We start from the raw sequence: 21,394 nt of genomic DNA, 5'->3' as shown, positions 1-21,394 counted from the left end.
TTACCCCGCTGCTCGGTCAGCGTTCACGATCCTCGAACCGAACAGAGAAACCGCCAAGACGCCAAGATCGCCAAGGTGGATGGATGTGCTGAAGCACCGAGGAACGCCGTTCACGAAATCTCCATCACTTGGCGTCCTTGGCGTCTTGGCGGTTCCCCTCCTACTTCCGCTGAATGAAATCCGGCTCGAGTGCCCTGCTCACCGATTTTTAGCGGCGCAGCCTCACGCGCCGGATTGGTGATGGCCAGAATACGCTCACCCGTGGTGGTGATCTCGCGATGAAGCGCGTGGCAACGAAGTTCGGCCCGCTCCAGGTAGCGCTCGAGCACGTCGCGGCGTTCGGGGAACGTTTGCGCCTGCTCCAGCAGAACGTCGCAGATGGCTTCGTCGGTCAGGATGCGCGTGATGCGCTCGGCGTGCAGCATGGCCAGTGCGAAGTCGCGCTTCGGGTTCCACCCGGCGAGCGCTCGGCGCCAGCCGCCCACGGACACGCCCGACAGCGAGCGAAGCTTGTCCACCGCCGTGCGCGTGGCCAAATGCTGCAGCCCCGACAGGGCGATCAAGGTGATGCCTGCCACCCGCCGCTCCAGCGGATCGCGCGCGGTGGCCTGCCGCCACTTGGCCTGCGCCCTTCGACGGACGAAGGCGTGCGGCTTCTTCACCAAGGCCACGAGCTGATCCTTCATCGCCATGAGCGACTGAATCTGGCTCGTGCCCTCGTAAATCGGCATCACCATGGCATCGCGCAGCAGTTTCTCCGCGCCGTAATCGCGCGTGTAGCCGGCGCCGCCGTGGATCTGCACCGCGCGGCGGGCCATCTCCACGGCCTTTTCGGCGGCGAGGTACTTCAAGAGCGGTGTCACCCGGCGCGACTTGGCCACGTGCTCGGGGAGCGTGCGCCGGACGCGTTCCGCCTCTTCGTCGGAGGCGATGCCTTGGCCGATCTTGTCGAGGAAGATGAGCTTCTGCGCCATCTCCTCGTGGAAGGCGCCGTACATGGCCAGGGCGCGCAGGCCCTGCAGATCCGTGCGCATTTCGTCGAGGTAGTCGGCAATCATCTCGTGCTGCGCGACGGCTTTGCCCATCGAGCGGCGTTCCTCGGCGTACGCTTTGGCGAGGCGGTACGCGGCCTCGCACAGGCCGATGCTCTCGAAGCCCACGCCGAGGCGGGCGTTGTTCATAAGGAGCAGCATGCACTTGAAGCCTTCGCCCCGCGCCCCGAGCAGCTCCGCCGGCGCGCGATCGAAGAGCAGCGATGCCGTCACGGAGCCGTGCTGCCCCAGTTTTTCCTCGATGCGGTCGATGGTGACGTAGCGCCGGCGCGTGCCATCGGGCAAGTCGTCGTACGCCTTGACCAGGAACATCGAGAGCCCGCGCAGGCCCGCCATGGGATCGTCGCTGCGTTCGGTGCGCTCCGTGCGGGCGATGACGAAGTGGTACTTGCCGTGGCCGGAGGTGATGAAGATCTTCTGCCCGCTGAGAAGCCAGCGGCCCTCGGCGTCTCGTTCGGCGAAGGCCCGCAGCGCGGCCATGTCGCTTCCCGCGTTGGGCTCGGTGATATCCATGCAGCCCCACGCATCGCCGCGCGCGATCTCGTCGATGGCCGCGCCGAAGCGCGTCTCGAGGATGCGCGCGTTCTCGACGTCAAAGGTCGTGGTGCCCTCGTGCAGCGAATACGCGAGCATGGCCATGGCCATGCCGCCGTGAAACGAGTGGTGCGCCACTGCCGAGGCGTCCGCACGCGCCATGAGCTCGATGTTGACGAAGTACGAGAGCACCGGCACATTGAGACCGCCCAGCTCGCGCGGAAGGCACAATCGGTGGAGATCCAACTCGCGGATCCGCTCGAAAATAGCGGTCATGGCCGGACCGGCCACGGCCTCGCCGTTCTGCAGGCGCACCTCCTCGCGATCGATGGCCGCGGCCCGCGGTGCGATGTCGTCGGCGGCGAGCTCGCCCACCATTTCGGCGACCTCGCCGTAAAAGGCGACCGCCTCGCGCGCGCTCTTGAAACCGTCCTGGGTGCGGTAGCCGTACTCGGTGACCTCGACCAGCGGCTCCCAGTCGATGCCTTTGTCGAAGTAGAACGCGAGGTCGTCGTTGTCTTTGAAGAAGTTGCTCATTCTCGACGTCCCTTCTGGATTCCCAAGCTGCTTCGCGCGATGCGCAGAAGCTCGCGCTCGTAGCGCTGCTTCGCATCTTTTCCATCGAGTGCGGCCAGCGCGACGCTCTGCGAGGCGCTGGCACCGATGACCAAGAGCAGGATGTGGATCACGTACGCCTCGGAATCCACCGACACCGACGTTTCGCCGCTGTTTTTCCCACGCTCGATGTAGCCCGAGACGGCGCCCAGCCACGGGCGCACCGCGCTCTTGAGCAACGCGCGGATCTCCGCCGGCCGATCGAGCATCTCGCGTGCGACCAGCCGCGCCCGATCCGGATCGGCGGTGAAGAAGCGGAGCAGCTCACCGATCACGCGTTCGAAGCGGTCGTCCCCGGCGGTGGCGGCGAGCAGGAGGTTCGGCAGGGTCTTCTGCCAATGGTCGAGCATGTTGCCGACCACGGCGCGCCGCAGCTCCTCCTTCGAGGAAAAATGATGGAGCACGGCCGGCTTGGTGACCCCCACCTCGTCCGCGATGAGCTGCACCGATGTGCCGTCGAACCCGCGATTGGCAAACAGCCGCGTGGCGGCCGCCAGCACCCGCGAACGCACGTCGTCCTCGGCATCGACCCGGCTTACCATCTGATTGAGATGTGCTTACCATTTGGTAAGACAAAGGCAAGCCCTCAGGGCACGCGCGGAAACCTCATGATGAACTTCGCCCCTTTTCCGAGCTCGCTTTCGACGCGGATGCGCCCGCGCATCGACTCGACGAACTGCTTCGCGATGGCCAGGCCCAACCCTGCGCCCCCCTTCTCGCGCGAGCGCTCGGGATCGACGCGGTAGAAGCGGTCGAACAGGCGCGGCAAATGGTGCGTATCGATGCCGGGGCCGTCGTCCTCGACCTCGACGAGGACTTCGTCGCGGTCTTCGTGCCCGCGAATCGCCACCGTTCCGCCGGTGCGGCCGTACTTGATGGCGTTGTCGACCAGGTTCTCCAGCACCTGTTCGAGCGCGGATGGGTCGCCGCTCATCTCGACGCGCCCTTCTACGTCCACACGGAGCGCGACGCCCTGGGCCTCGGCGCGCGCTTGCAAAGTGTCCACCACGGCGGAGGCCACGCCCCCAACGTCGACCCGCTCGAAGATCGCGTCCGCGGAAGGGCGCACTTCGAGCGACGACAGGCGCAGCATGTCCTCCACCAGACGGCCGAGGCGGCAGGCGTGGCGATGGATCGTTTCCAAGAATTGCCGCGCGGTGCTGCTGTCGGCGCCGCCCTCGATGAGCGTCTCCGAGTAGCCCTGAATGGCCATCACCGGCGTGCGCAACTCGTGCGATGCGTCGGCCATGAACTCGCGCCCCACGGTCAGGAGCTGCGCCACCTGCGTGCGCTCCGCGGTAAGCTCGCCGATGTGCGCTTTGAGCTGCGCCGCGAGCGACGAGAGCGAGCGCGCGAGAACGCCAAATTCGTCCGGCGCGCTGGACTTCACCTCCACGTCGAAGTCCCCGCCCGCAATGCGCTCCGCGGCCGCGGTCATCGCGCGAAGCGGCCCGGCGGCCACCCGTGACGCGAGAACCCCCAGGCCCAAGGCGGCCACGGCGGCCACGATGGCCGCCGCCAGCAATTGATGCCGCGTCGTCGCCAGAGTCTCGTTGATGTCCGACAGCGGTGCGGCCAGCCGCACCACCCAGCCATCGGAGGCGCCTACCGCCACGTAGTGCATCTCCTGCATCGACTCACCCGCGGGGCGGGTGGCATGCCCGATGTTTCCCTCGAGCGCGGCCCGCACCTCGGGCGCCACCTCGGCCTCCCGCTTTTGCGCGCCGCGCGAATCGCCGAGCACCTTACCCTCGCGATCGAACAGCGTGACCTCGGCGCCCACCACCGCCGCCAAACGCGCGGCAATCTTCTCCGGATGCCGTCGCTCGCCGACGCCCCACTGCGCGGCACCGCTCGCCTGCTGCTCGAGCCGCTGATCGAGGCGACGCTCCAAATCGGCGCCGAGCGAGCGATCCAGAAGGAGCACCAGCAAGGTCACAATCGCCGCCACGAGCCCAACGTGGCTCGCGAGCAGCTTCGTACGGAAGCTGATGGACATCGTCGCCTCGTCTTCTAAGGGGTACGTAACCGATAACCGACGCTGTGCACCGTCTCCACGGCGTCGCCGTAGGCGCCCAGGCGCTCGCGCAGCCGGCGCACGTGCGTGTCGACGGTGCGCGAGGGGGTGCTGCCGCTCATGCCCCACACCTCCTCGAGCAGGTCCCGCCGGGTGAAGGTGCGTTGCGCGTTCTCCAGGAAAATCGCGATCAGCTTGTATTCGAGCGGGCGTAGCGAAAGCTCGGCCCCATCGACGTAGACGCGCTGCCGGACGGTGTCGACCTCGAGCCCGCGCCAGCGAAGGCGCACGCCGGTGTCCGGTGCACGGCGCGCCACGGTTCGCTCGCTCACGCGGCGCACCAGCGCGCGCACCCGCAGCACAAGCTCGCGCACGCTGAAGGGCTTCACCACGTAGTCGTCGGCGCCGAGCTCGAAGCCGAGGATGCGGTCGTACTCGTCGCCGCGCGCGGTGAGCATCAAGATGCCCACGTCGGAGAGCGCGGGATCGGCCCGCATGCGCCGGCAGACCTCCGTCCCGGAGAGATCGGGCAGCATCAAATCGAGCACCACCACCGCGGGCCTTTGCCGCGCGGCCGCCTCGAAGGCTTCTTTCGCCGTGCCGACCGCCTCCGGGTCGAAGCCCGCCTCGCGGAAGTTGAAGAGAAAGAGCTTCTGCAGATCGACTTCGTCGTCCACGAGAAGGATGCGCGAGTTCGGGTCCAGGGTCATGGGCTCACCGAAAGCGTGTAGATGGCATAGGCAGATCCACCGCGGCTATCGCGCAAGACGACCCATAGATGAATGCGTGGAGCTGCCGTTCCGATCGACCAAACATTGCTGGTAAAGGTATCAAGTTCGGCCTCGGTGCGCCCGGTGCGATCCGCCGCGAAATTTCCCGCCGTCGCATACCACGAGACGCGCATCGCTTCGCGGCGCGCCACGATCGACTGGGTGGCCGGATCCATGGACACGTAGCCTTCGGCGTCCTCCCGCGGCCAGGTTACGGTGAATTCGACGTCGCGTCCCACAGGCAAGCGGTCGAGCGCGTACGCTTCGCCGCCGATGCGGGCGGAGAGCTCGCCGAGCCTGGGGTTCTGGTTCACCGCGTAACGTCGCCGAAATTCCAAGGTGACGTCCGCCGGTGCATTCGCCAAATTGCAGGTGACCCGCTCGCGCGCAAAGGCCGTGAGCCCGGCCCACGACGCGCGCAGCGGCTGGTAGTAGCCACCGGTGACGTCGGCATCGCGCGGGCGAAAGCCGCCGGGCGGCACATCGGGCCCGAAGAGCGCGCACGCATCGGGCAAGGTCGCCGCGGTGATGCGGGGCCCCGAGGCTGCGAGCGGCCGCACGCCCTCGCGCGTGCACTCCGGGCTCACCGAGCCATTCTCGGTGAGCAACTTGGGCGTCGCGCAATAGGCCCATTGAAGGGGTGCAGCGAGATCGGGCCCGTCGGGGGTGGCCACGACGGCGGTGTACTGCACGGCCTCGCCCGGCTTCGCCTCCGGTGGATCGGACACGATGGCCACGACGCGCGGCGACTCGATGCGGGATTCCCGTTCATCGAGGTCCGGCTTGCAGGCCGCCGCCACGAGAAGGAGCAAGGCGGCGCGCACCGTCAAAACTCCACCTTGGCGCCAACGACGGCCAAGGTCGGAAGCCCTCGAAGGGTCCCCCGCGCGCGAAAGTCCGGCGTGTAGACGAGCTCCTCGGCATTCTCGTGGTACGTGACGTTCTGCACGTCCAGCGAGAGCGCCAACGTCACCCCGCGCCCCAAGGGAAACGAGCGCTCCACCCGCGCATCGAGCTGGTAGAACGCCGGCAGGCGCACGGCATTCTGGGCGCCGAATATCGGCTCGGAGCGATCGTTGGCCACGTCGTAGTAGCTTCCCACGACGGGCGTGCGCGGCATACCCGAGGCATAGCGAAATCGCGCCCCGAACACCCAGCGACCGATCTCCTGGCTCAAGGCCAGGACGAGCACGTGCGGCTGATCGAAGTCGAAAAGCCGGTAGCGCACTTGCTCGGGGTAGCGTCGCTCGCTGCGGCTCACGGTGTACGAGAACCACCCGGAAAGCCCGTGCCCGAGCTCGCGGCGCACCATGAATTGCAGGCCATAGCTCCTGCCCTCGCCATCCTGCACCAGCGCGTGCGCGAGCTGTGGGTTCACCTCACGGCTGCGCACCACCAGATCGTGCATCGATTTGTAGAAGCCGGTCACCTCGGCGGAGAGGCCCGACCCCAAGGTGATGCGCTCGCCGAGGCTCGCGTGGAGCGCGCGCGAAAGTCCCAGGGTCGGCGTTCCGAACACGGCGCTCAGATCCGCGGGCTCGGGCGCCTGGTGGTACACGCCGCCCGCCGCCAAGAAGGCCACGCGCGGGGTCAGTTGGTAGCGCACCAGGAGCCGCGGATCGATCGACGGTTCCAAGCGCGAGAAGCCCACGGTCGGCGTTTGCCCCGAGACATTCGGCGTGAGGCGGCTTCCCTCGAGGAGAAAGGTCTCCAGCCGCACCCCGGGCGTGATCGTCACGTCGCCGAGGCGGACGTCGAGCGAAAGGTGCGGCGCCGCGTCGAGCAGGTGCGCGGTGAACTCGTCGGCGGTGGTGTCGTCGCTGGGCGGCGCACCAAAGACGGACACGTCCCCCTCGCGCGGTGGAAGCGTGAGCGACCCTCGCCGGGTGATGCGCGACGCCGTTCCCGAGGCGTCGAAGCCGGCGGAGACGACCAAGCTTCGGCCAAGCCGCGCGCGGTAGGACGCGCGCAGCCCGTACCGGTACGAGCCCACGTCGAGCCGCGTCGGCTGCGCGCCGAACGATGTCGTCAACGCGCTCTGGTCGTAGCCCACGAACGGGGTGACCTCGATACCCTCGGCCTCGCCCGTCGTCCGCTTGTAGCGCGCGTACACGCGGTGAAAGCCGCTCTCGGTGCTCTCCCGTCGCGTCTTCGCCGGATCGGCCGATGCGACGGTGCGATCGAGCGCGTCGTGGGCACCCAACAAGGTGACGTCGAGCGACTCGTTTTCGCCGATGTCGAATGCCGCACGCGCCTGGTAATCGCGGTAACGCGGAATGGGAAAATAGTCGCCGATGTCGCGCGCCGAGGTGGCCGCGAGCAGCGCATCCAAATAGCTGTACCGCGCCGCGACCCCGGCGCGTGCCCGAGGTCCGATGGCCGCCGACACGAGCCCCGACGCATCGAAGGTGTCCGCCCCCGCGTAGCCGTGCACCCCCTCGTCGCGAAGCGGGCGCGTCTCCACGCGGACGGTGCCGCCCAAGGTACGCCCGTAGTCGGCGCCGAAGGCTCCGGGCAAAAGTGTGACCTGCGACACGAGGTCCGAGTTGATGACCGAGCGCAACCCGCTCCCGTGGTACAGCGCGGGGATCTCCACGCCGTCGACGTAGACGCGGGTATCGGCCGGTGCGGAGCCCCACACGACGAGCTGCCCCGAGCCAAGCGGCGGGCGGGCCACGCCGGGCAAGCTATCGACGACCTTGCCCACGTCCCCCTGGGTGCCGGCGACATGGCGCGCCTGCTCCGCGCTCACCGCGGTGGAAACGGCCTCCCGCGGCGGGCGCGGCGCCGCACGCACGCGCACCTCGTTCGGCTCCTGCCCGCGCGCAGGGAGCGCCCATGCGAGCGCGATTAGAAGGAGCAGCGCACGGTGCATGGTGCAGCCATCACGGGACGTCGAATTCCAGCGCGAGCACCCCCGCCCCGCGATCGTGCGGGAAGCGCGCATCCGCCTCGGTGCTCAGGCCCTCCGCCGCGCCCAGCGAGGCGCCACGACGGGCAGCTTCCACGCGAAAGCGCGCGGTTTGCGCCTGGCACAGCGAAAACGTGTCGACGCGCACGATGTAATGCCCCGCGGGCGGTGCCGTCTTCCAGAGGACGGTCTCGCGCCGGCGGCCGTCGATCAAGCACGCAGCGTTGGAGTCGAAATCGAGAATCGCCCCATCGCCCGAGTTGATGTTCCGCTTCCAGATTTCCACCCCGCGGGCATCCACGACGTGCAAATCGAGATCCGCCTCGGTGTCCCATCGAAGCGACACCGCGAGCTCCGCGTCGTCGTCGGCCGCGGCGGCCGTGGACAGCGAGCGCTCCACCGGAAGACCGAACCGCCCTGCCCCATCGACGGCGCGCACCACGAGCTGGTAGGCCCCGCTCGCCAAGGTCGGCGCGAAGGCCAGGGTGGCCTCGAACGACGGAAGCTCCGGCGTCTCCACCGCGGGCGGCCCAGCAGGGACCACCCAGTAGCCGAGGTCGCCCGACAGCGCGATGGCCGCCGCCGTCGCTGGGCGTGCGAGGGCACCGCCGCACGACTTGTCCTTCGCGCCCGCGCGGATTTCGTTCGTGCGCAGCGCCACCGCCACCACGGCGGGCCCGCCCTCCTCGCCGGCGGGCATCGAACCGCGAAAAAACTGAGCCCCCTCGATGCGCAGCTTGGCATCGAGCCCGGCGTCGGCCTGCGTCCCTTCGCAACCGGCCGCCATCGCGGCGAGCACCCACACGCAGATTGGCCGTGCGCGCGCCTTCAAAACGACACCTCCCCGCGCAAGGTGAGCGAGTCGTCCGCCAAGGTCGTCGGCGCCCCCGAGGCGTCGCGCCCGAGCGCGTTCGTGCGATGGTCGTACTGCACGATGCACCGCGCCGCATAGAACACGCGTGGGAGCCCGATGTCCGTCGCCGCCAAGAGCGCACCGTCTTTGCTCCGGCCCACGGCCACCGGCTTGTAGCGCACCGCCGCCATCACCGACCACGTCGACGCCGAAATGTCGCGCGCGACGAGGCGCACGCCCGACGGCCCGCTCGCGTCGGCATCCGGATCGTACCGATCGTAGCGAACCCCCACGATGCCGTACGGCGTCACCTCTTGCAGCACGTCCACGTAATAGCCAACCTCGCGGAGATCGCGCCCCGCCGCCACGGGATCGGCCGTCCAAAGCCCGCGGTCCAAGTTCTTCGCGCGCACGATCTCGCCGCGCACGGAGAGCTCCCCCAGCCACGGAACGTCCGCACTCGCCCGCAGATCCGCCCCCAGCGCGAACCGTGAAAAGCGCTCGGACGGCGTCGCCGCCGTGCCCGCGATCACCTGAATCTCCGTCGGATCCACGGTGCCGTCTTCGTTGACGTCGCGCCACACGAATACATCTTTCGTGGGCGGCGTCCCCACGTGAAGGCCCGCGCCGGTCAGCCCGGAGAAGCCCGCCTCGATCCGAAAATGCGACGCCCGATTCGACTCCACGCCGATGCGAAAGACCAAATCTTTGCTCTGATTGGGGTCGCGCCCTGGAAAGGCACGTTCACCAATGGGATCCCCATTCAGGATACCCAATGAGTAGTTGAAGAATCGGTACCCGCCACGCAGTGCCAGGCCCAAATCGTACGCACCAGGGAACAGCGCTTCGCTGAAGAGGCTGCGGCCCAGAAACGGACGGCGCTGCGCGACCTCCTGTGTGTCGAAGCCGAACGGCGTCCGAAAGAGCCCCAGGGTCGCCTGGAAATACGCCTCCCCCGCGCGCGGTGCGCGCGCCGGCCAGCGCAAGGTCACCTCGGCATCGATGGGCCGCACCTGGCCCCCGCGCTGCGTGTTTGCATCGATCTCGAGCATGCCCGTCACCAGCCCGTGATCGACATTGGCCCGCAGGCGCGCCGAGGGAATGACGAAGCGGTCCTCGTTGAGCGGCTCCCGCGTCGACGGATTCACTTCGTCTTGGGACGATTGGCGAAACACCACCCAATCCGCATGCACATACCCGGATATGCGCACCGCACTCCAATCGATCGGCGGAATCTGCTGGGCCTGCGCAAGCAACGGCATCGCCAGGCTCACGCTCAGACCGACGCCCAACGCGACTGCGAATCGGCCGCTCAAGGCAGCGCGGGGCGTTCGCCGTTCGGCCCCAGGAGGGGCAGCGCGGGCTTCTTTTCGACCTTCTCCACGCCGTCGGCCGCGCACGCGTTGAGGATCTCCTCGTGCGATTTCGGATTCTGTACGCACGGCGGAATGTTCGGCCCGGCGTCACGCGGAGGGCTCGCAGGGGAGTCGCTGCTGGAGCAACCCCAACCCGATTGCATCGACAACACCATTCCTATTGCAAACGTGATGCGTCGCATGGCCTACCTCGCCTCGCAGTAGCCGTGGCGGCACTTGCCACTTCCACAGGTTTCACCGGTGCACGCCGTACAGCTCGTCGCGCCGTTGGGCACCTTGCTCTCGTAATAACAGCCGCATGGCTCGGGATCCTCGTAGAGCGAAAGGTCGCCACCCTCGGTCGAGCGCGTGACCTTCATCGCGCACTCGGGCACGAGCCCCTTGTCGATGACCACCGCGAGCCCGTCGACGTCGGGCAACGTCGTCCGGCCCATCACCAGATCGAGGAACACCCTCTCCCGGGGCAAAAGCGGCCCGCCGACGGCGTTGATCGGCTCGATGTAAATCGTGGGCGCCCAGGGGAAATAGTGCCCATCGCGCAGATTCCGCTTGTCGAAGCTCGTGGCCGTCGAATCGGGGTAATACGCGTAATGCTGTTTGGCCGCCTGGAACGCGAGCAAGGTCACTTTGCTGCGGTTCGCATCGTAAATCTCGGTGCCGAGCAAGCCGATGGCCTTGTCCGGCCCCGCCGCAGCCGCAGGACCGGTGAGCGCCGCGAGCACCTCGGACGACTTCTCGTATTGCGTCCCCTTCATGCGGGGCGCAGGAATGCCCAAGGCTGCGGCCAGCGTGAGCAATGTGCTTTTCGTCGTTTTGCGAATGTAAAAGAATTGATCGTCAATCCACGGAAGCGCATTGCCCTGAGCGCCGAAGCCACCAAACGCGAAATACCCTTCTTCCGCGGTGATGGCGCGTTGCGAACTCCCCTTGGGCACCGCAAAGCCGTAGCCCTGAATGGGCCCTTCGACGAGCTGCATGTCCGACGGCGGCGGACTCGCATCGCAGCTCGAAAGGTAGGTGGCACCGATGCCGAGATCGATGGGCATCCCGATCCCATCGGGCACGGTGCATTGAAGCGGCGGATCGCTCGTTTTCCAATCCTTGTTCTCCGCCGTCGATGGCATGTACGAGAGCACCGTCTTCTGCGGGATGTTCTTGTGCCCGTACATGTACTCTTGAACCGTGCACGTGCCGCCCGTCTGGTAAATGACGGTCATAGGCGTCGCCGAGTCGCGAAGCTTGCGGCCCATGGCTTTCAAGAGCGGCTCCTGCGTATCGCCCGAGAAAATCACCAGGCGATCCGAGAGCGTCGTGCACAGCGGTGGATCGGCCGCCGCCGCCGTTCGAGCCGACATCACGAGCAAGCCCGCGAGCAGCATGTTTCCGCGCATCATGCCGCGACTTTTGCACATGCCGGGGCGGCCAGTTGTTACACCTCGTGTAACGACTATGTAACGCTGGCCTTTTTGCCCGTCATGATGAACACCACGCCCAGCACGACGAGCAGGGCGGCGATGGGCGTGGAGACCCCCACGCGCTCGTGCCCGATGACGATGCCGATGGCCACGCCCACCAGCGGATTCACGTACGCGTAGCTCGTGGCAACCGACGGTGGCGCATTGCGAATCAAATACGTGTACGCGGAGAACGCGACCAGCGACCCGAAGATCACCAGGTACACCAGCGCGAGCAGCGCTTGCTGCGGCAACTCGGAGAGCGGCGCCTCGGGCATGCGCTCGCCCAGCACCAAGCCCGCGAGAATCTGCGCCAGGCCGCCCACGATCATCTGGGTGGCCGCGGCGAGCATGCCCGGCGGCAATGGCAACTTGCGCGCGAGGTTCGTGCCCAATGCCCAACAGGCCGCGGCAAGGAGCAACAACAAGAGCCACTGCGGCGAGCCGCCCATGTCGCCGACACCCATGACGAGGATGCCCAAAAAGCCGAATCCCAATCCAATCCACTGGCGGCGCGACGTGCGCTCGCCCATGGCCGCCGCGATGAGCGCGGCGAACAGCGGCATGGTGGCGATGAGAACGACGGCGGCGCTCGACGAGACGTGCTTTTCCGCCAAGGCCACGAGCCCATTGCCCATCATGAACAGGAGCAAGCCGCCCGGAATGGACGCGACCCAATGGCGACGTGTCGGCAGCGCATGGCGCCCACCCACGACCAAGAGCAATAGAAGCAGCGTGCCGGCGGCGAGAAAGCGCGCGCCGCTCGCCATCATGGCGGGAAGTACCTCGACGACGTAGCGAATCGCCAAGTACGTGGAGCCCCAAATGAAATAGAGAAGCCCGAGACAGACCGCGATGGGCGCCGTGATTCCACGCCACGCGGTCGATGTAGGTGGCAAAACCTCCGCTAACTCCGTCTTGCTCGTCGCCATGATTGGGCCATTGTGGGGTCGCGTGCGAAGCATGCACAGGTACAGATGCCGTTCTTTCGACCAGTACAGATGCATTCTGTTCCGTATCAAATCTACATGATCTGTGCCGGTGTTAAGCTGGCGTGGGGTCGTCGCTGCGCTAGTCTGACGAGCCGTGGATGACCAAGGGAGCGAGCTTTTATATCGCCGCATCGCCGCCGACATTTCTTCATTGATCGAAGAGGGCGCACTTCGCCCCGGCGACCGATTGCCCTCCGTTCGCCGCACCAGCCGCGACCGGCGCGTGAGCGTCGGAACCGTACTCGCGGCGTACCTTTCGCTGGAAAAGGACGGATTCGTCGAGGCGCGACCCAAGTCGGGGCATTTCGTCCGCCGGCGCCACGAATCGCCGACGCCACTGCGCCGCACGCGCATCAAAGTCGCGCCCGCGCGCATTTCCGTTTCCACGGGCGTGGCCGCGCTCATGTATTCGCTGCGCGAAAAGAGCGTGCTGCCCCTGGGCTCCGCCGTGCTCGCACCGGAGCTTTTGCCCATTCGCGCGCTCAACCGCACCCTGGCCACCATCGCGCGGGAAATGCCGGTGCGCGGGGGTGGCTACGAACCGCCGCCGGGTCCGCCGAGCCTGCTCCACCAGCTCGCGCGCCGCTCGCTCACCTGGGGCCTCGCGCTCGAAGAAGATGCCTTCATCACCACCGTGGGCGCCACGGAGGCGATGCATCTCTGCTTCCGCGCCCTCACCAAGCCAGGCGACACCGTGGTGGTGCACTCGCCCATGTACTTCGGCGGGCTGCAGCTGCTCGAGGAGCTCGGCCTGCGGGTCATCGAGATCCCCACCTTGCCCGGCCGCGGGATGGATCTCGATGCGCTTCGCGACGCGCTGAAAAAGGCGCCGGTGCGCGCCTGTCTGGCCATTCCCAACTTCGACAATCCGCTGGGCACGTGCATGTCGGACGAAGCCAAGGAGCGCCTGGTGCGCCTGCTCGCCCGGCACGACGTGCCGCTCATCGAGGACGACGTGTACGGCGACATGGCCTTCGACGGATCACGCCCGCGCCCCGCCAAGGCCTTCGATCGCGATGGGCGCGTCCTCCTCTGTGGCTCGGTGTCGAAGACACTCGCGGCCGGCTACCGCGTCGGCTGGGTGGTGCCGGGCCGCTACCGCGCGCTCATCGAGCGCATGAAGTTCTCCCAAACCGTGGCCACCCCCACCCTTCCCCAACTCGCCGTGGCCGAGTACTTGGCCGGCGGTGGCTACGATCGCCATCTGCGCGCGGTGCGCAACAAACTTCGTCCGCAGGTTCAACGCTACCGCGAGGCCATCGCGCTGGCCTTTCCGCGCGGCACCTGCGTCTCCGATCCGGGCGGCGGCTTCGTCCTGTGGGTGGAGATGCCGCGCGAGGTGGATGCGCTCGCCATGCAGGCGGAGGGACTTCGCCGTGGCGTGGCCATCGCCCCTGGCCCTATCTTTTCGGCCCGGCAGCGTTACACGAACTGTATTCGCATAAGCTGCGGCATTCCTTGGTCCGTGCACGTCGAGGAAGCCATCGCTACGCTGGGCGAGATTGCGCACGCCCAACTGAAAGCCGCCAAGTAAGACCGCTGAGAGGAACGTGTCCCATGGCCCATGAAAAGTCCTTGCCGACCCCCGCCCAAGCCCTTCCCGGCCGCACCGAGCGCATGCCGGTGCCCAAGAGCCACTACGTCAACGGCAACACCCTCGTTCCGCCTTTTCCCGAGGGCACCAAGCTGGCGATCTTCGGCCTCGGTTGCTTCTGGGGCGCCGAGCGCAAATTCTGGCAGCTTGGACCGGAGGGCGGCGTCTTCACCACCGCGGTGGGCTACGCGGGAGGCATCACGCCGAACGCGACCTACAAGGAGGTGTGCTCAGGCCAGACGGGGCACACCGAGGTCGTCCTCGTCGTTTACGATCCCAAGGTCGTCTCCTACGAGGCGCTGCTCAAGGTGTTCTGGGAGAACCACGACCCCACGCAGGGCATGCGCCAAGGCGGCGACATCGGCACGCAGTACCGCTCCGCGATCTACACCTTCGACGACGCGCAAAAGGCCGCCGCCATCGCCTCGCGCGACGCGTACCAGAAGGACCTTACGCGCGCGAACTACGGCACCATCACCACGGAAATCGGCCCCGCACCCGAGTTCTACTACGCCGAGGACTACCACCAGCAGTACCTGGCGAAGAACCCTGGTGGCTACTGCGGCCTGGGCGGCACCGGCGTGGTGTGCCCCGTCGGCCTCAAGACGGCCTGACGTGCCCGTTGGTCGGGCGCGCGCGCGCCGCGTCCATGATGTCCTCCCGCAGCGGCGAACCCGGGCCTCGCGCGCGCCGTGAGCCGCGGCGCTCGAGGGTGCGCGCGCGGCGTGCTCGGGTTTGCTCTTCTTTGTGTGCGGCCACCCCGATCCCGAGGAGGGTACCGATGGGCAGCAACAACGCCGGGGCCATCGCGCCCAGCGCAAGGATCCCCGCGGAGCCCAACACCAGCTTGCCCGCCGGCGAGGACAACCGCCGCATGACCGCAGGCCTCGTCGGCCGCGCCGCACCTTGAAGCGCGGGGATCGCCTCCGTGTGCGCATGCGCCTCGAGCAAATCTTTGACGATGCCGACGGCCGGCACCCGCGCCACATGGCGAATCACCGAAGCGCGCTCCTCGTTGAGTACCAGCCCGGTCAACTCGACGACCCCGCGGTCCACGGTCACGTGGATCGCGTGCGGATGGCTGCACACGTGCCCGAGCGCCGAGCGCACGCGCGCCTGCAGGACGTCGTCGGAAATGTGCTCGCGCGCCGCGAAGGTGTGAACCGCACCGTAAACCGCGCTCACCAAGCCGTGCACGCGATGCGAGAGATCGCGCGCGCCAGCGTCGACGTGGGTCTTCACGGCACCGGCGAAATGAACGGCTTTATCGCGCACCATCGCCCGGCGACGCGCACCTTGCCGGGGATCGAAGAAATAGGTCACGCCGGACCCGACGCCCACCCCCAGGAGAAAGAGTTTGGCCATTCTCATGACGCGGCGGGCTCGCATCACACATGCCAGGTGATGGGTTGGGGGCCGGGCGCGCGGGGTTAGGTTTTGGCGTTTTATCCCCTAACCCCTGCTCCCCAACCCCTGCCATTCCGCCACACGAGTGGCGATCATGCCGGATCAGACGTCGAGAAGCTTGAGCAGCGCGTCTTTGTTCGTGAGGCCCACGTGCTGGTTCTTCTTCTCGCCGCCCTTGAAGACGATGAGCGTGGGAACGCCGCGGATGCCATATTTCTGCGCGACGGCGGGCGCGTCGTCGATGTCGATCGCGACGACCTTGTACTTGCCAACGTTCTCGTCGGCGATCTTGGCGACGATGGGCGCGAGGGCTTTGCACGGCCCGCACCACGCAGCGCCGAAGTCGACGAGCACCGGAAGATCTGCTTTGAGAACCTCGCTGTCGAAGTTCGCGTCACCGACTTCGAGAACGTTTTTGCTGGATGCCATGGTGTATCTCCTAGATTCGACTGATTTTTTGGATTGGGATGGACGCCGCTTCTCTGATTTCTGCACTTCCAGTTTCGCGCGCGCGGCGATGTCGGCGATGGTTTGCTTGGCGAGACCTTCGAGGAGAGATTCGTTCGCGGCGCGTGCCGCCTCGGCGAATGCGACGCGCATCCCGCCGCCAATGCGGCATGCGTCATTCGGTTCGCTCGGACTCGGCGGAATGGGGCCCGCCGGTTCGGTGGCGAGGTACACCTCGCTCAATGCGATTTCGCAGGCGGGGCGCGCGAGGCGGTAGCCTCCGCCAAAGCCTTCGCGTGCCTCGACGAGGCCGGCCGTGCAGAGGCTCTTCATCACGCGGCGAAGGAATACCGGGTGCGTGTTGATGCTTTGGGCGACATGCTCGCTGGGGTAACCGTCCTCCAGCTGAGACAGCATCGCAAGAGCATGTGTGGCGATGGCGAACCTTCCCGACGACACGACGGCAACCTCGGACCAAAACGCCCCTCCACTGGGGCCTGAGGACCATCTGTAATCTTCACGGTTTCAGATGTCAACGCCTCGACCGCGCCAAGATTTGGCCGCGAAATCGCGTTTCTCACCAGGCAGAGGCTCAGTAGAGGAGGTACTTGGCGCGCTTGACCTTGAAGGCCTCCAGCTCGCCAGCCCACATCGCCTCCACATCCGCAAGCGGTCTGCGCGCGTCCAGCGCCTCGAGCACCTTTCGGTCGGCGAGCAGCTTGTCCAAATCGGCGAAGTGCCACTCTTTCGGATACAGCGCGCGCAAGGCCTGCGCGAGGGCGAGCCCCGTGTGCACCGGTTCGAACGACGCGCGCTGCTGCACGGTGAGCCGCACGCCACCGCATCGCTGGCCCGCGTAGACGGCTTGGCGGGGCGTGAAGGTCACGGGCGCGAAGGTCACCCCGGAGACGTTGGCCGCGCGAAGTGCGCTCGCGAGCGCGTTGCCATCGATCCAGGGGGCGCCGATCACCTCGAACGGCATCTCGGTGCCGCGACCCACGGAGAGGTTCGTTCCCTCGAGCAGGCCCACGGCGGGGTAGAGCACCGTTTCGGTGACGCTGCGCAGATTCGGCGAGGGTGGCGTCCAGGCGAGCCCCGTTTTGTCGAAGTAGTCGCCTCGGCGCCAGCCACGCATCGGGACGACTTCGAGCGGGGTGCCGGCGTGGTCTTCGGCATTGAAGAGGAGCGCGAGCTCGCCCATGGTCATGCCATGGCGCACGGGGAGAGCGCTCTCGTTGACGAAGCTTTTGGCGACGGGCACGAGCACGGGGCCGGCCACGTCGATGCCATTGATCGGGTTCGGCCGGTCCAAGACGACGACGCGCACGTGGTGCTTCGCCGCGGCGTGCATCAAGTGCCGGAGCGTCGAGGCGTACGTGTAGAACCGCACGCCCGCGTCCTGCAGATCGACGACGAAGGTGTCGATGCTCGCGAGGCTTTCGGGAGAAGGCTCGAATCCGTTCTCGCCGCGACCGTACAGGCTGTAGATGGGCAGGCCGCTCTTCGCGTCGCGCGCATCGGCGATTTTGCCTTCGCGATCGCTGCCGAGCCCGTGCTCGGGGGTGAACAGGGCGACGAGTTTCACGTCGTGCGCCGCGGCGAGGACGTCGATGGTGGACCGGCCATCGCGTGCCTTACCCGCGGCATGGGTCACGAGTCCAACTTTGGCGCCGCGGAGGCGGTGGAACTGCTCGGCGCGTAGGACGTCGATGCCGGGCAAGACGGCTCCCGGCATGACGGCTCCCGAGACGGCTCCCCCCCTCCCGGGGTTCGCGATCGCCGCGGTTTCCCCCCCTGCGGGGGGGGAATGGGCTACGAGGGTGCCGATTCGGCCGGCGAGCTGGTTGATATTGCCCTTTCCCTCCGGGTGGACCCGATTCGACAAGACGATGACGAAGAGGTCCCGCTCCGGATCGATCCAGAGCACCGTGCCCGTGTACCCACCGTGCCCGATGGATCGGGGCGACCAGCCTTCGCCGCGGCTGCCCGAATAGGAGCTTTTGACGTCCCAGCCGAGGGCGCGAATGCCACCGGGCACGTCGTGCGGGGCCATGAACTGCTGCGCGGTGCGCGGTGACCAGACGCGCTGCCCATCGAGCTCGCCTTCGCCGAGCATGGCCTGGGCGTAGCGCGTGAGGTCTTCCGCCGTGGAGAAGAGGCCCGCGTGCCCGGCCACGCCACCGAGGAGGTAAGCCCGCGGATCGTGCACCTCACCGCGCATCCACTCACCGTTGCGCTGTTCGGTCACGACCGCGCGCGGACGAAGGGCCGGCTCAGGCCGAAAGGTGGTTTGCGACATGCCCAGCGGGCGGAACACGTTTTTCGCCGCGAAGGTCGAGAGCTCCTCGCCGCTCACGCGCTTGACGACTTCCTCCAGGACGAGGAACCCCACGTCGGAATAGACGAAGGTCTGCCCCGGCGGGGTGCGCGGGACCAAATCGTAGATGCGCTCCATGGCCACGGCGCGCCCCAATTCGAAGTCGCGCAGCGGCGTCTCCACCGGCAATCCCGAAACGTGGGTCAGAAGCTGCCGCACGGTGATGGCTCCTTTACCGGCGCGCCCGAACTCGGGCACGTACCGCGCCGCCGGCTCGTCCAGGCGCACGAGACCGCGGTCGACGAGGACCATGATGCTCGACGCGGTCGCCATCGGCTTGGTGAGCGACGCGAGGTCGAACACCGTATCGAGGGTCATCTCCTCCGGCTCGGGCGCATACGCACGAAAGCCATACGCGTGGCGAAAGAGCACTTTGTCCCGCCGCCCCACGACGACCACACAACCGGGAAATCGCCCCTCCATGAGGGCGAGATCGACCGCATGATCGATGGCACCGAGCCGCGCGTCGGCAATGGGCTCGAGCGTCGCGGCGGCGACGGGTGCGGCCGCCGATTTCGGCTCCTTGGACGACACGAAGCTCGGAGAAGGAGCTACCGAGGGTGCACTTTGCGCACGTTCGCCACCGCACACGGCCAGGCCTGCGCAGGCCACGAGGCCCGCCAAGACGAAGTCCCTCACATTCTCAGTATGACCTGATCGAGCTCAAACTCGCCAAGCGTCACACGATTTCTGATCAATCGTCGGGTGAATGCCCGCCTGGGGTGGTATCCGCCGTTGCCTGTAAGTGGCCGTGGGCACCATCGCTTCGCGCGACGGTGCCCACGCTTCGGCGATCAGATGCGACGCTGACGTCGACGCGCGATGCCGATGATCGCTGCACCGAGTCCCATGGTGAGCAGCGTCCCCGAAACCGGCGCACCGCCCGGGGCAGCTGCGCCCGGGGCCGCAGCGCACGACGCGCTCGCGCTGGCCTCACCCGAGCACGTATTGCCGTAGCACCGGCCGCTCGCGCTCGCGTTGACCTTGATGTCGAACGCTTCTTCGAGCGCCTTGGCGCAGTTTTCCAGGTTGTTGCCGACGTCGACGTATTGACCGTCGCAGTACAGCGCGCCCTCAGGCTTCTGGCACTGTGCCTTGCAGCCACCACTCAGGTTGGCTTGGCACGACGCGTAGCCTTTGGCCTGGCAGTCGACGTTGCACTTGAAGTTCGACTCCGCCGTGCAGCTCCCTTGGCAGCTTGCCTGGCACTTGCCCTGACAGGACGGAGGCGATCCGGTGCACTTGGCATCGCAGGAGCCCTTGCAGCTCGCCTTGCAGGACGCTTTGCACTTCGAATCGTTGCTCGAGCAATAACCATCGCACTTGGCGTCACACGTACCTTGGCAATTCGCGGAGCAATCGAGCGTCCCGGGATCACACTGCGCGTTGCAATCGGCCTCGCACTTTCCCGTGCAGCTCACCTGCGCCGTTCCCGAGCAGCCTCCTCGGCAGCTCACATCCAACTTGGCTGCGCACGCGGCCTCGAACCGAACCGGCTCGCAGTGGGCGACACATCCGCCCTGGACCTCCACCACGCAGTTGGAGCTCGCGCTCACGTCGATGTTGCCGCAGGCCGAGAGATCGGCGGCCTGAGCCGACGATGGAAGCGCCAGGTAAGTGGCTGCTGCAGCCAAGGTCATCGACACGGCGCGAAGGAGACCCGAAACCCGGTGATTGTCACCCATGAGAAAACCCTCCGAATTCAAGCAAAACCGCGCTGCAAGGCGATCATCGTAGCAGACGCGTCTCACCGTTGGACGCAAGCCGATGGCGATTCATTCGCGATGGCGCCATCATCTCGCAGGTTGGTCTACATACCGCATCGGTTTCGACCGAACGAAAGGAGCGGACCATGGATGCCGAAGATCTGGTCACCGTAGCATCGTTTCGAACGGCCCCCGAGGCGGAGCTCGCAAAGGAACTGCTCGAGAACGAGGGCATTTCAGCGTTCCTCGGCAATGAGATGGCGGCAGGGCTCATGCCCTTCCTCACACCCGACCTCGGCGGTGTCACCCTGCAGGTGCAGCAAAAGGATGCAGGGCGTGCGCGGGAAGTCCTCACCCCCGAGAATGCTCCGACCTCGTCCTCGTAACTAGGAAGCCATGCAAACTGCTCAACTTGGATCGAACGGCCCCGTCGTCACACGACTCGGTTACGGAGCGATGCATTTGTCGCTGGCCGGCCGCCCCAGTGAAGACGACGGAGAACGCACGCTTCACGCCGTCTTCGACGCCGGCGTGACCTTGATCGACACCGCGGACGTCTACTGCATCGACGACTCGGACATCGGCCACAACGAACGACTCATCGCGCGCGCCCTGGCAAGCTGGCGCGGCGACCGCGATCGCATTTTGGTCGCCACCAAGGGCGGCCTGCGCCGTCCACGCGGGGAATGGCCCACGGATGGACGGCCCTCGGCCTTGCGCGAAGCGTGCGAAAACAGCCTGCGCGCGCTCGGTCGCCAGGTCATCGACGTCTACCAATTCCACGCCCCCGATTCGAAGGTGCCCTTTGCCGACAGCATCGGTGCGATCGCGCGCCTGCGCGAAGAGGGCAAAGTCCGGCACGTGGGGCTCTCCAACGTGAACGTGGCCGAAATCGAAGAGGCGCGGGCCATCGTTCCCATCGTGAGCGTGCAAAATCGATTCGGCCCCATGTCGCGCGAGTCGGAGCGCAACGGCGTCGTCGCCCACTGCGCGAACCACGGCATCGCGTTTCTTCCCTATGCGCCCTTCGGCGGCTCGCGGAAGGCCAAAGGGCTGGCCGAGCTGGGTACCTTGGGCAAGACCGCCGCTTCGTACGGCGTATCGCCCCACCGCCTCGTGATCGCGTGGCTGCTGGGCAAGTACCCCGGCTTCTTCCCCATCCCAGGCAGCACCCGCCGCGAGGCCATCCTCGACGTCGTGGCCGCCGAGGGCATGCGCCTCACGGCCGAGGACGTGAAGCGCATCGAGGCATCGTTCTAGTAAACGCCGCCGCAATCTCGGCGACGGTG

19 protein-coding genes and 1 pseudogene are annotated in these 21,394 nt (G+C 66.9%); 4 read left to right on the top strand and 16 right to left on the bottom strand.

Going from position 1 to position 21,394, the window contains the following annotated elements; genetic code table 11:
• Positions 1 to 110: 110 nt before the first annotated feature.
• From LVJ94_10300 to yedA, 11 genes are read right to left on the bottom strand one after another with little or no spacing between them, the layout of a single operon-like run.
• Positions 111 to 2,123: an acyl-CoA dehydrogenase family protein gene (locus LVJ94_10300; GenBank protein ID WXB07621.1), complete on the bottom strand. Its 2,013-nt coding sequence runs from the start codon at positions 2,121 to 2,123 to the stop codon at positions 111 to 113.
• A complete protein-coding gene (locus LVJ94_10295) occupies positions 2,120 to 2,743 on the bottom strand; it encodes a TetR/AcrR family transcriptional regulator (protein WXB07620.1) in 624 nt (207 codons plus the stop codon). The genes LVJ94_10300 and LVJ94_10295 overlap by 4 nt, the downstream gene beginning before the upstream one ends.
• A 44-nt stretch (positions 2,744 to 2,787) precedes the next feature.
• The gene (locus LVJ94_10290; GenBank protein WXB07619.1) at positions 2,788 to 4,200 is read right to left on the bottom strand and encodes a HAMP domain-containing histidine kinase; all 1,413 of its coding nucleotides are present in this window, start codon (positions 4,198 to 4,200) and stop codon (positions 2,788 to 2,790) included.
• A gap of 14 nt (positions 4,201 to 4,214) precedes the next feature.
• The gene (locus LVJ94_10285; GenBank protein ID WXB07618.1) at positions 4,215 to 4,928 is read right to left on the bottom strand and encodes a response regulator transcription factor; all 714 of its coding nucleotides are present in this window, start codon (positions 4,926 to 4,928) and stop codon (positions 4,215 to 4,217) included.
• Positions 4,925 to 5,812: a hypothetical protein gene (locus LVJ94_10280; protein WXB07617.1), complete on the bottom strand. Its 888-nt coding sequence runs from the start codon at positions 5,810 to 5,812 to the stop codon at positions 4,925 to 4,927. Before LVJ94_10280 ends, LVJ94_10285 begins: the two co-directional genes overlap by 4 nt.
• A 2-nt stretch (positions 5,813 to 5,814) precedes the next feature.
• On the bottom strand, positions 5,815 to 7,863 hold the full coding sequence (locus LVJ94_10275) for a TonB-dependent receptor (protein ID WXB07616.1): 2,049 nt from the start codon (positions 7,861 to 7,863) through the stop codon (positions 5,815 to 5,817).
• A gap of 10 nt (positions 7,864 to 7,873) precedes the next feature.
• A complete protein-coding gene (locus tag LVJ94_10270; protein WXB07615.1) occupies positions 7,874 to 8,731 on the bottom strand; it encodes a hypothetical protein in 858 nt (285 codons plus the stop codon).
• Positions 8,728 to 10,068, bottom strand: coding sequence for a hypothetical protein (locus LVJ94_10265; protein WXB07614.1), 1,341 nt, complete (start codon positions 10,066 to 10,068; stop codon positions 8,728 to 8,730). Before LVJ94_10265 ends, LVJ94_10270 begins: the two co-directional genes overlap by 4 nt.
• Positions 10,065 to 10,310: a hypothetical protein gene (locus tag LVJ94_10260; GenBank protein WXB07613.1), complete on the bottom strand. Its 246-nt coding sequence runs from the start codon at positions 10,308 to 10,310 to the stop codon at positions 10,065 to 10,067. Before LVJ94_10260 ends, LVJ94_10265 begins: the two co-directional genes overlap by 4 nt.
• Positions 10,311 to 10,313: 3 nt before the next feature.
• Positions 10,314 to 11,522 (bottom strand): hypothetical protein, encoded by a 1,209-nt coding sequence (locus tag LVJ94_10255; protein ID WXB07612.1) that lies wholly within the window; start codon positions 11,520 to 11,522, stop codon positions 10,314 to 10,316.
• Between the two features lie 53 nt (positions 11,523 to 11,575).
• Positions 11,576 to 12,514: a drug/metabolite exporter YedA gene (gene yedA, locus LVJ94_10250; protein ID WXB07611.1), complete on the bottom strand. Its 939-nt coding sequence runs from the start codon at positions 12,512 to 12,514 to the stop codon at positions 11,576 to 11,578.
• A 154-nt stretch (positions 12,515 to 12,668) separates the two neighbouring features.
• On the opposite strand from yedA, the gene LVJ94_10245 reads away from it, so the two are divergent.
• Together LVJ94_10245 and msrA are read left to right on the top strand one after the other, a co-directional pair.
• Complete coding sequence (locus LVJ94_10245) at positions 12,669 to 14,108, top strand: PLP-dependent aminotransferase family protein (GenBank protein WXB07610.1); 1,440 nt, start codon at positions 12,669 to 12,671, stop codon at positions 14,106 to 14,108.
• A gap of 23 nt (positions 14,109 to 14,131) precedes the next feature.
• Positions 14,132 to 14,782: a peptide-methionine (S)-S-oxide reductase MsrA gene (gene msrA / locus LVJ94_10240; GenBank protein ID WXB07609.1), complete on the top strand. Its 651-nt coding sequence runs from the start codon at positions 14,132 to 14,134 to the stop codon at positions 14,780 to 14,782.
• Here msrA and LVJ94_10235 read toward each other — a convergent pair.
• From LVJ94_10235 to LVJ94_10215, 5 genes and pseudogenes are all read right to left on the bottom strand, one after another.
• Positions 14,769 to 15,539, bottom strand: coding sequence for a BON domain-containing protein (locus tag LVJ94_10235; protein WXB07608.1), 771 nt, complete (start codon positions 15,537 to 15,539; stop codon positions 14,769 to 14,771). The two genes, msrA and LVJ94_10235, sit on opposite strands and share 14 nt — an antisense overlap.
• A gap of 138 nt (positions 15,540 to 15,677) precedes the next feature.
• Complete coding sequence (gene trxA, locus LVJ94_10230) at positions 15,678 to 16,004, bottom strand: thioredoxin (protein ID WXB10700.1); 327 nt, start codon at positions 16,002 to 16,004, stop codon at positions 15,678 to 15,680.
• 141 nt (positions 16,005 to 16,145) lie between these two features.
• A pseudogene (locus tag LVJ94_10225) lies at positions 16,146 to 16,439 on the bottom strand (Rrf2 family transcriptional regulator).
• A gap of 175 nt (positions 16,440 to 16,614) precedes the next feature.
• Positions 16,615 to 19,038, bottom strand: coding sequence for a DUF1343 domain-containing protein (locus tag LVJ94_10220; GenBank protein WXB07607.1), 2,424 nt, complete (start codon positions 19,036 to 19,038; stop codon positions 16,615 to 16,617).
• Between the two features lie 155 nt (positions 19,039 to 19,193).
• Positions 19,194 to 20,084, bottom strand: coding sequence for a hypothetical protein (locus tag LVJ94_10215; GenBank protein WXB07606.1), 891 nt, complete (start codon positions 20,082 to 20,084; stop codon positions 19,194 to 19,196).
• 167 nt (positions 20,085 to 20,251) lie between these two features.
• Here LVJ94_10215 and LVJ94_10210 point away from each other — a divergent pair, with 167 nt between their 5' ends.
• Positions 20,252 to 20,491, top strand: coding sequence for a DUF2007 domain-containing protein (locus tag LVJ94_10210; GenBank protein ID WXB07605.1), 240 nt, complete (start codon positions 20,252 to 20,254; stop codon positions 20,489 to 20,491).
• 10 nt (positions 20,492 to 20,501) lie between these two features.
• Positions 20,502 to 21,365 carry an aldo/keto reductase gene (locus LVJ94_10205; GenBank protein ID WXB07604.1) on the top strand — a complete coding sequence of 288 codons (864 nt, stop codon included), beginning with the start codon at positions 20,502 to 20,504 and terminating at the stop codon, positions 21,363 to 21,365.
• The last annotated feature ends 29 nt before the right edge of the window (positions 21,366 to 21,394 follow it).

This window comes from Sorangiineae bacterium MSr11367 (assembly GCA_037157805.1).
Lineage (GTDB): Bacteria > Myxococcota_A > Polyangia > Polyangiales > Polyangiaceae > Pendulispora > Pendulispora rubella.
This window is presented reverse-complemented; position numbering and strand designations above follow the sequence as displayed.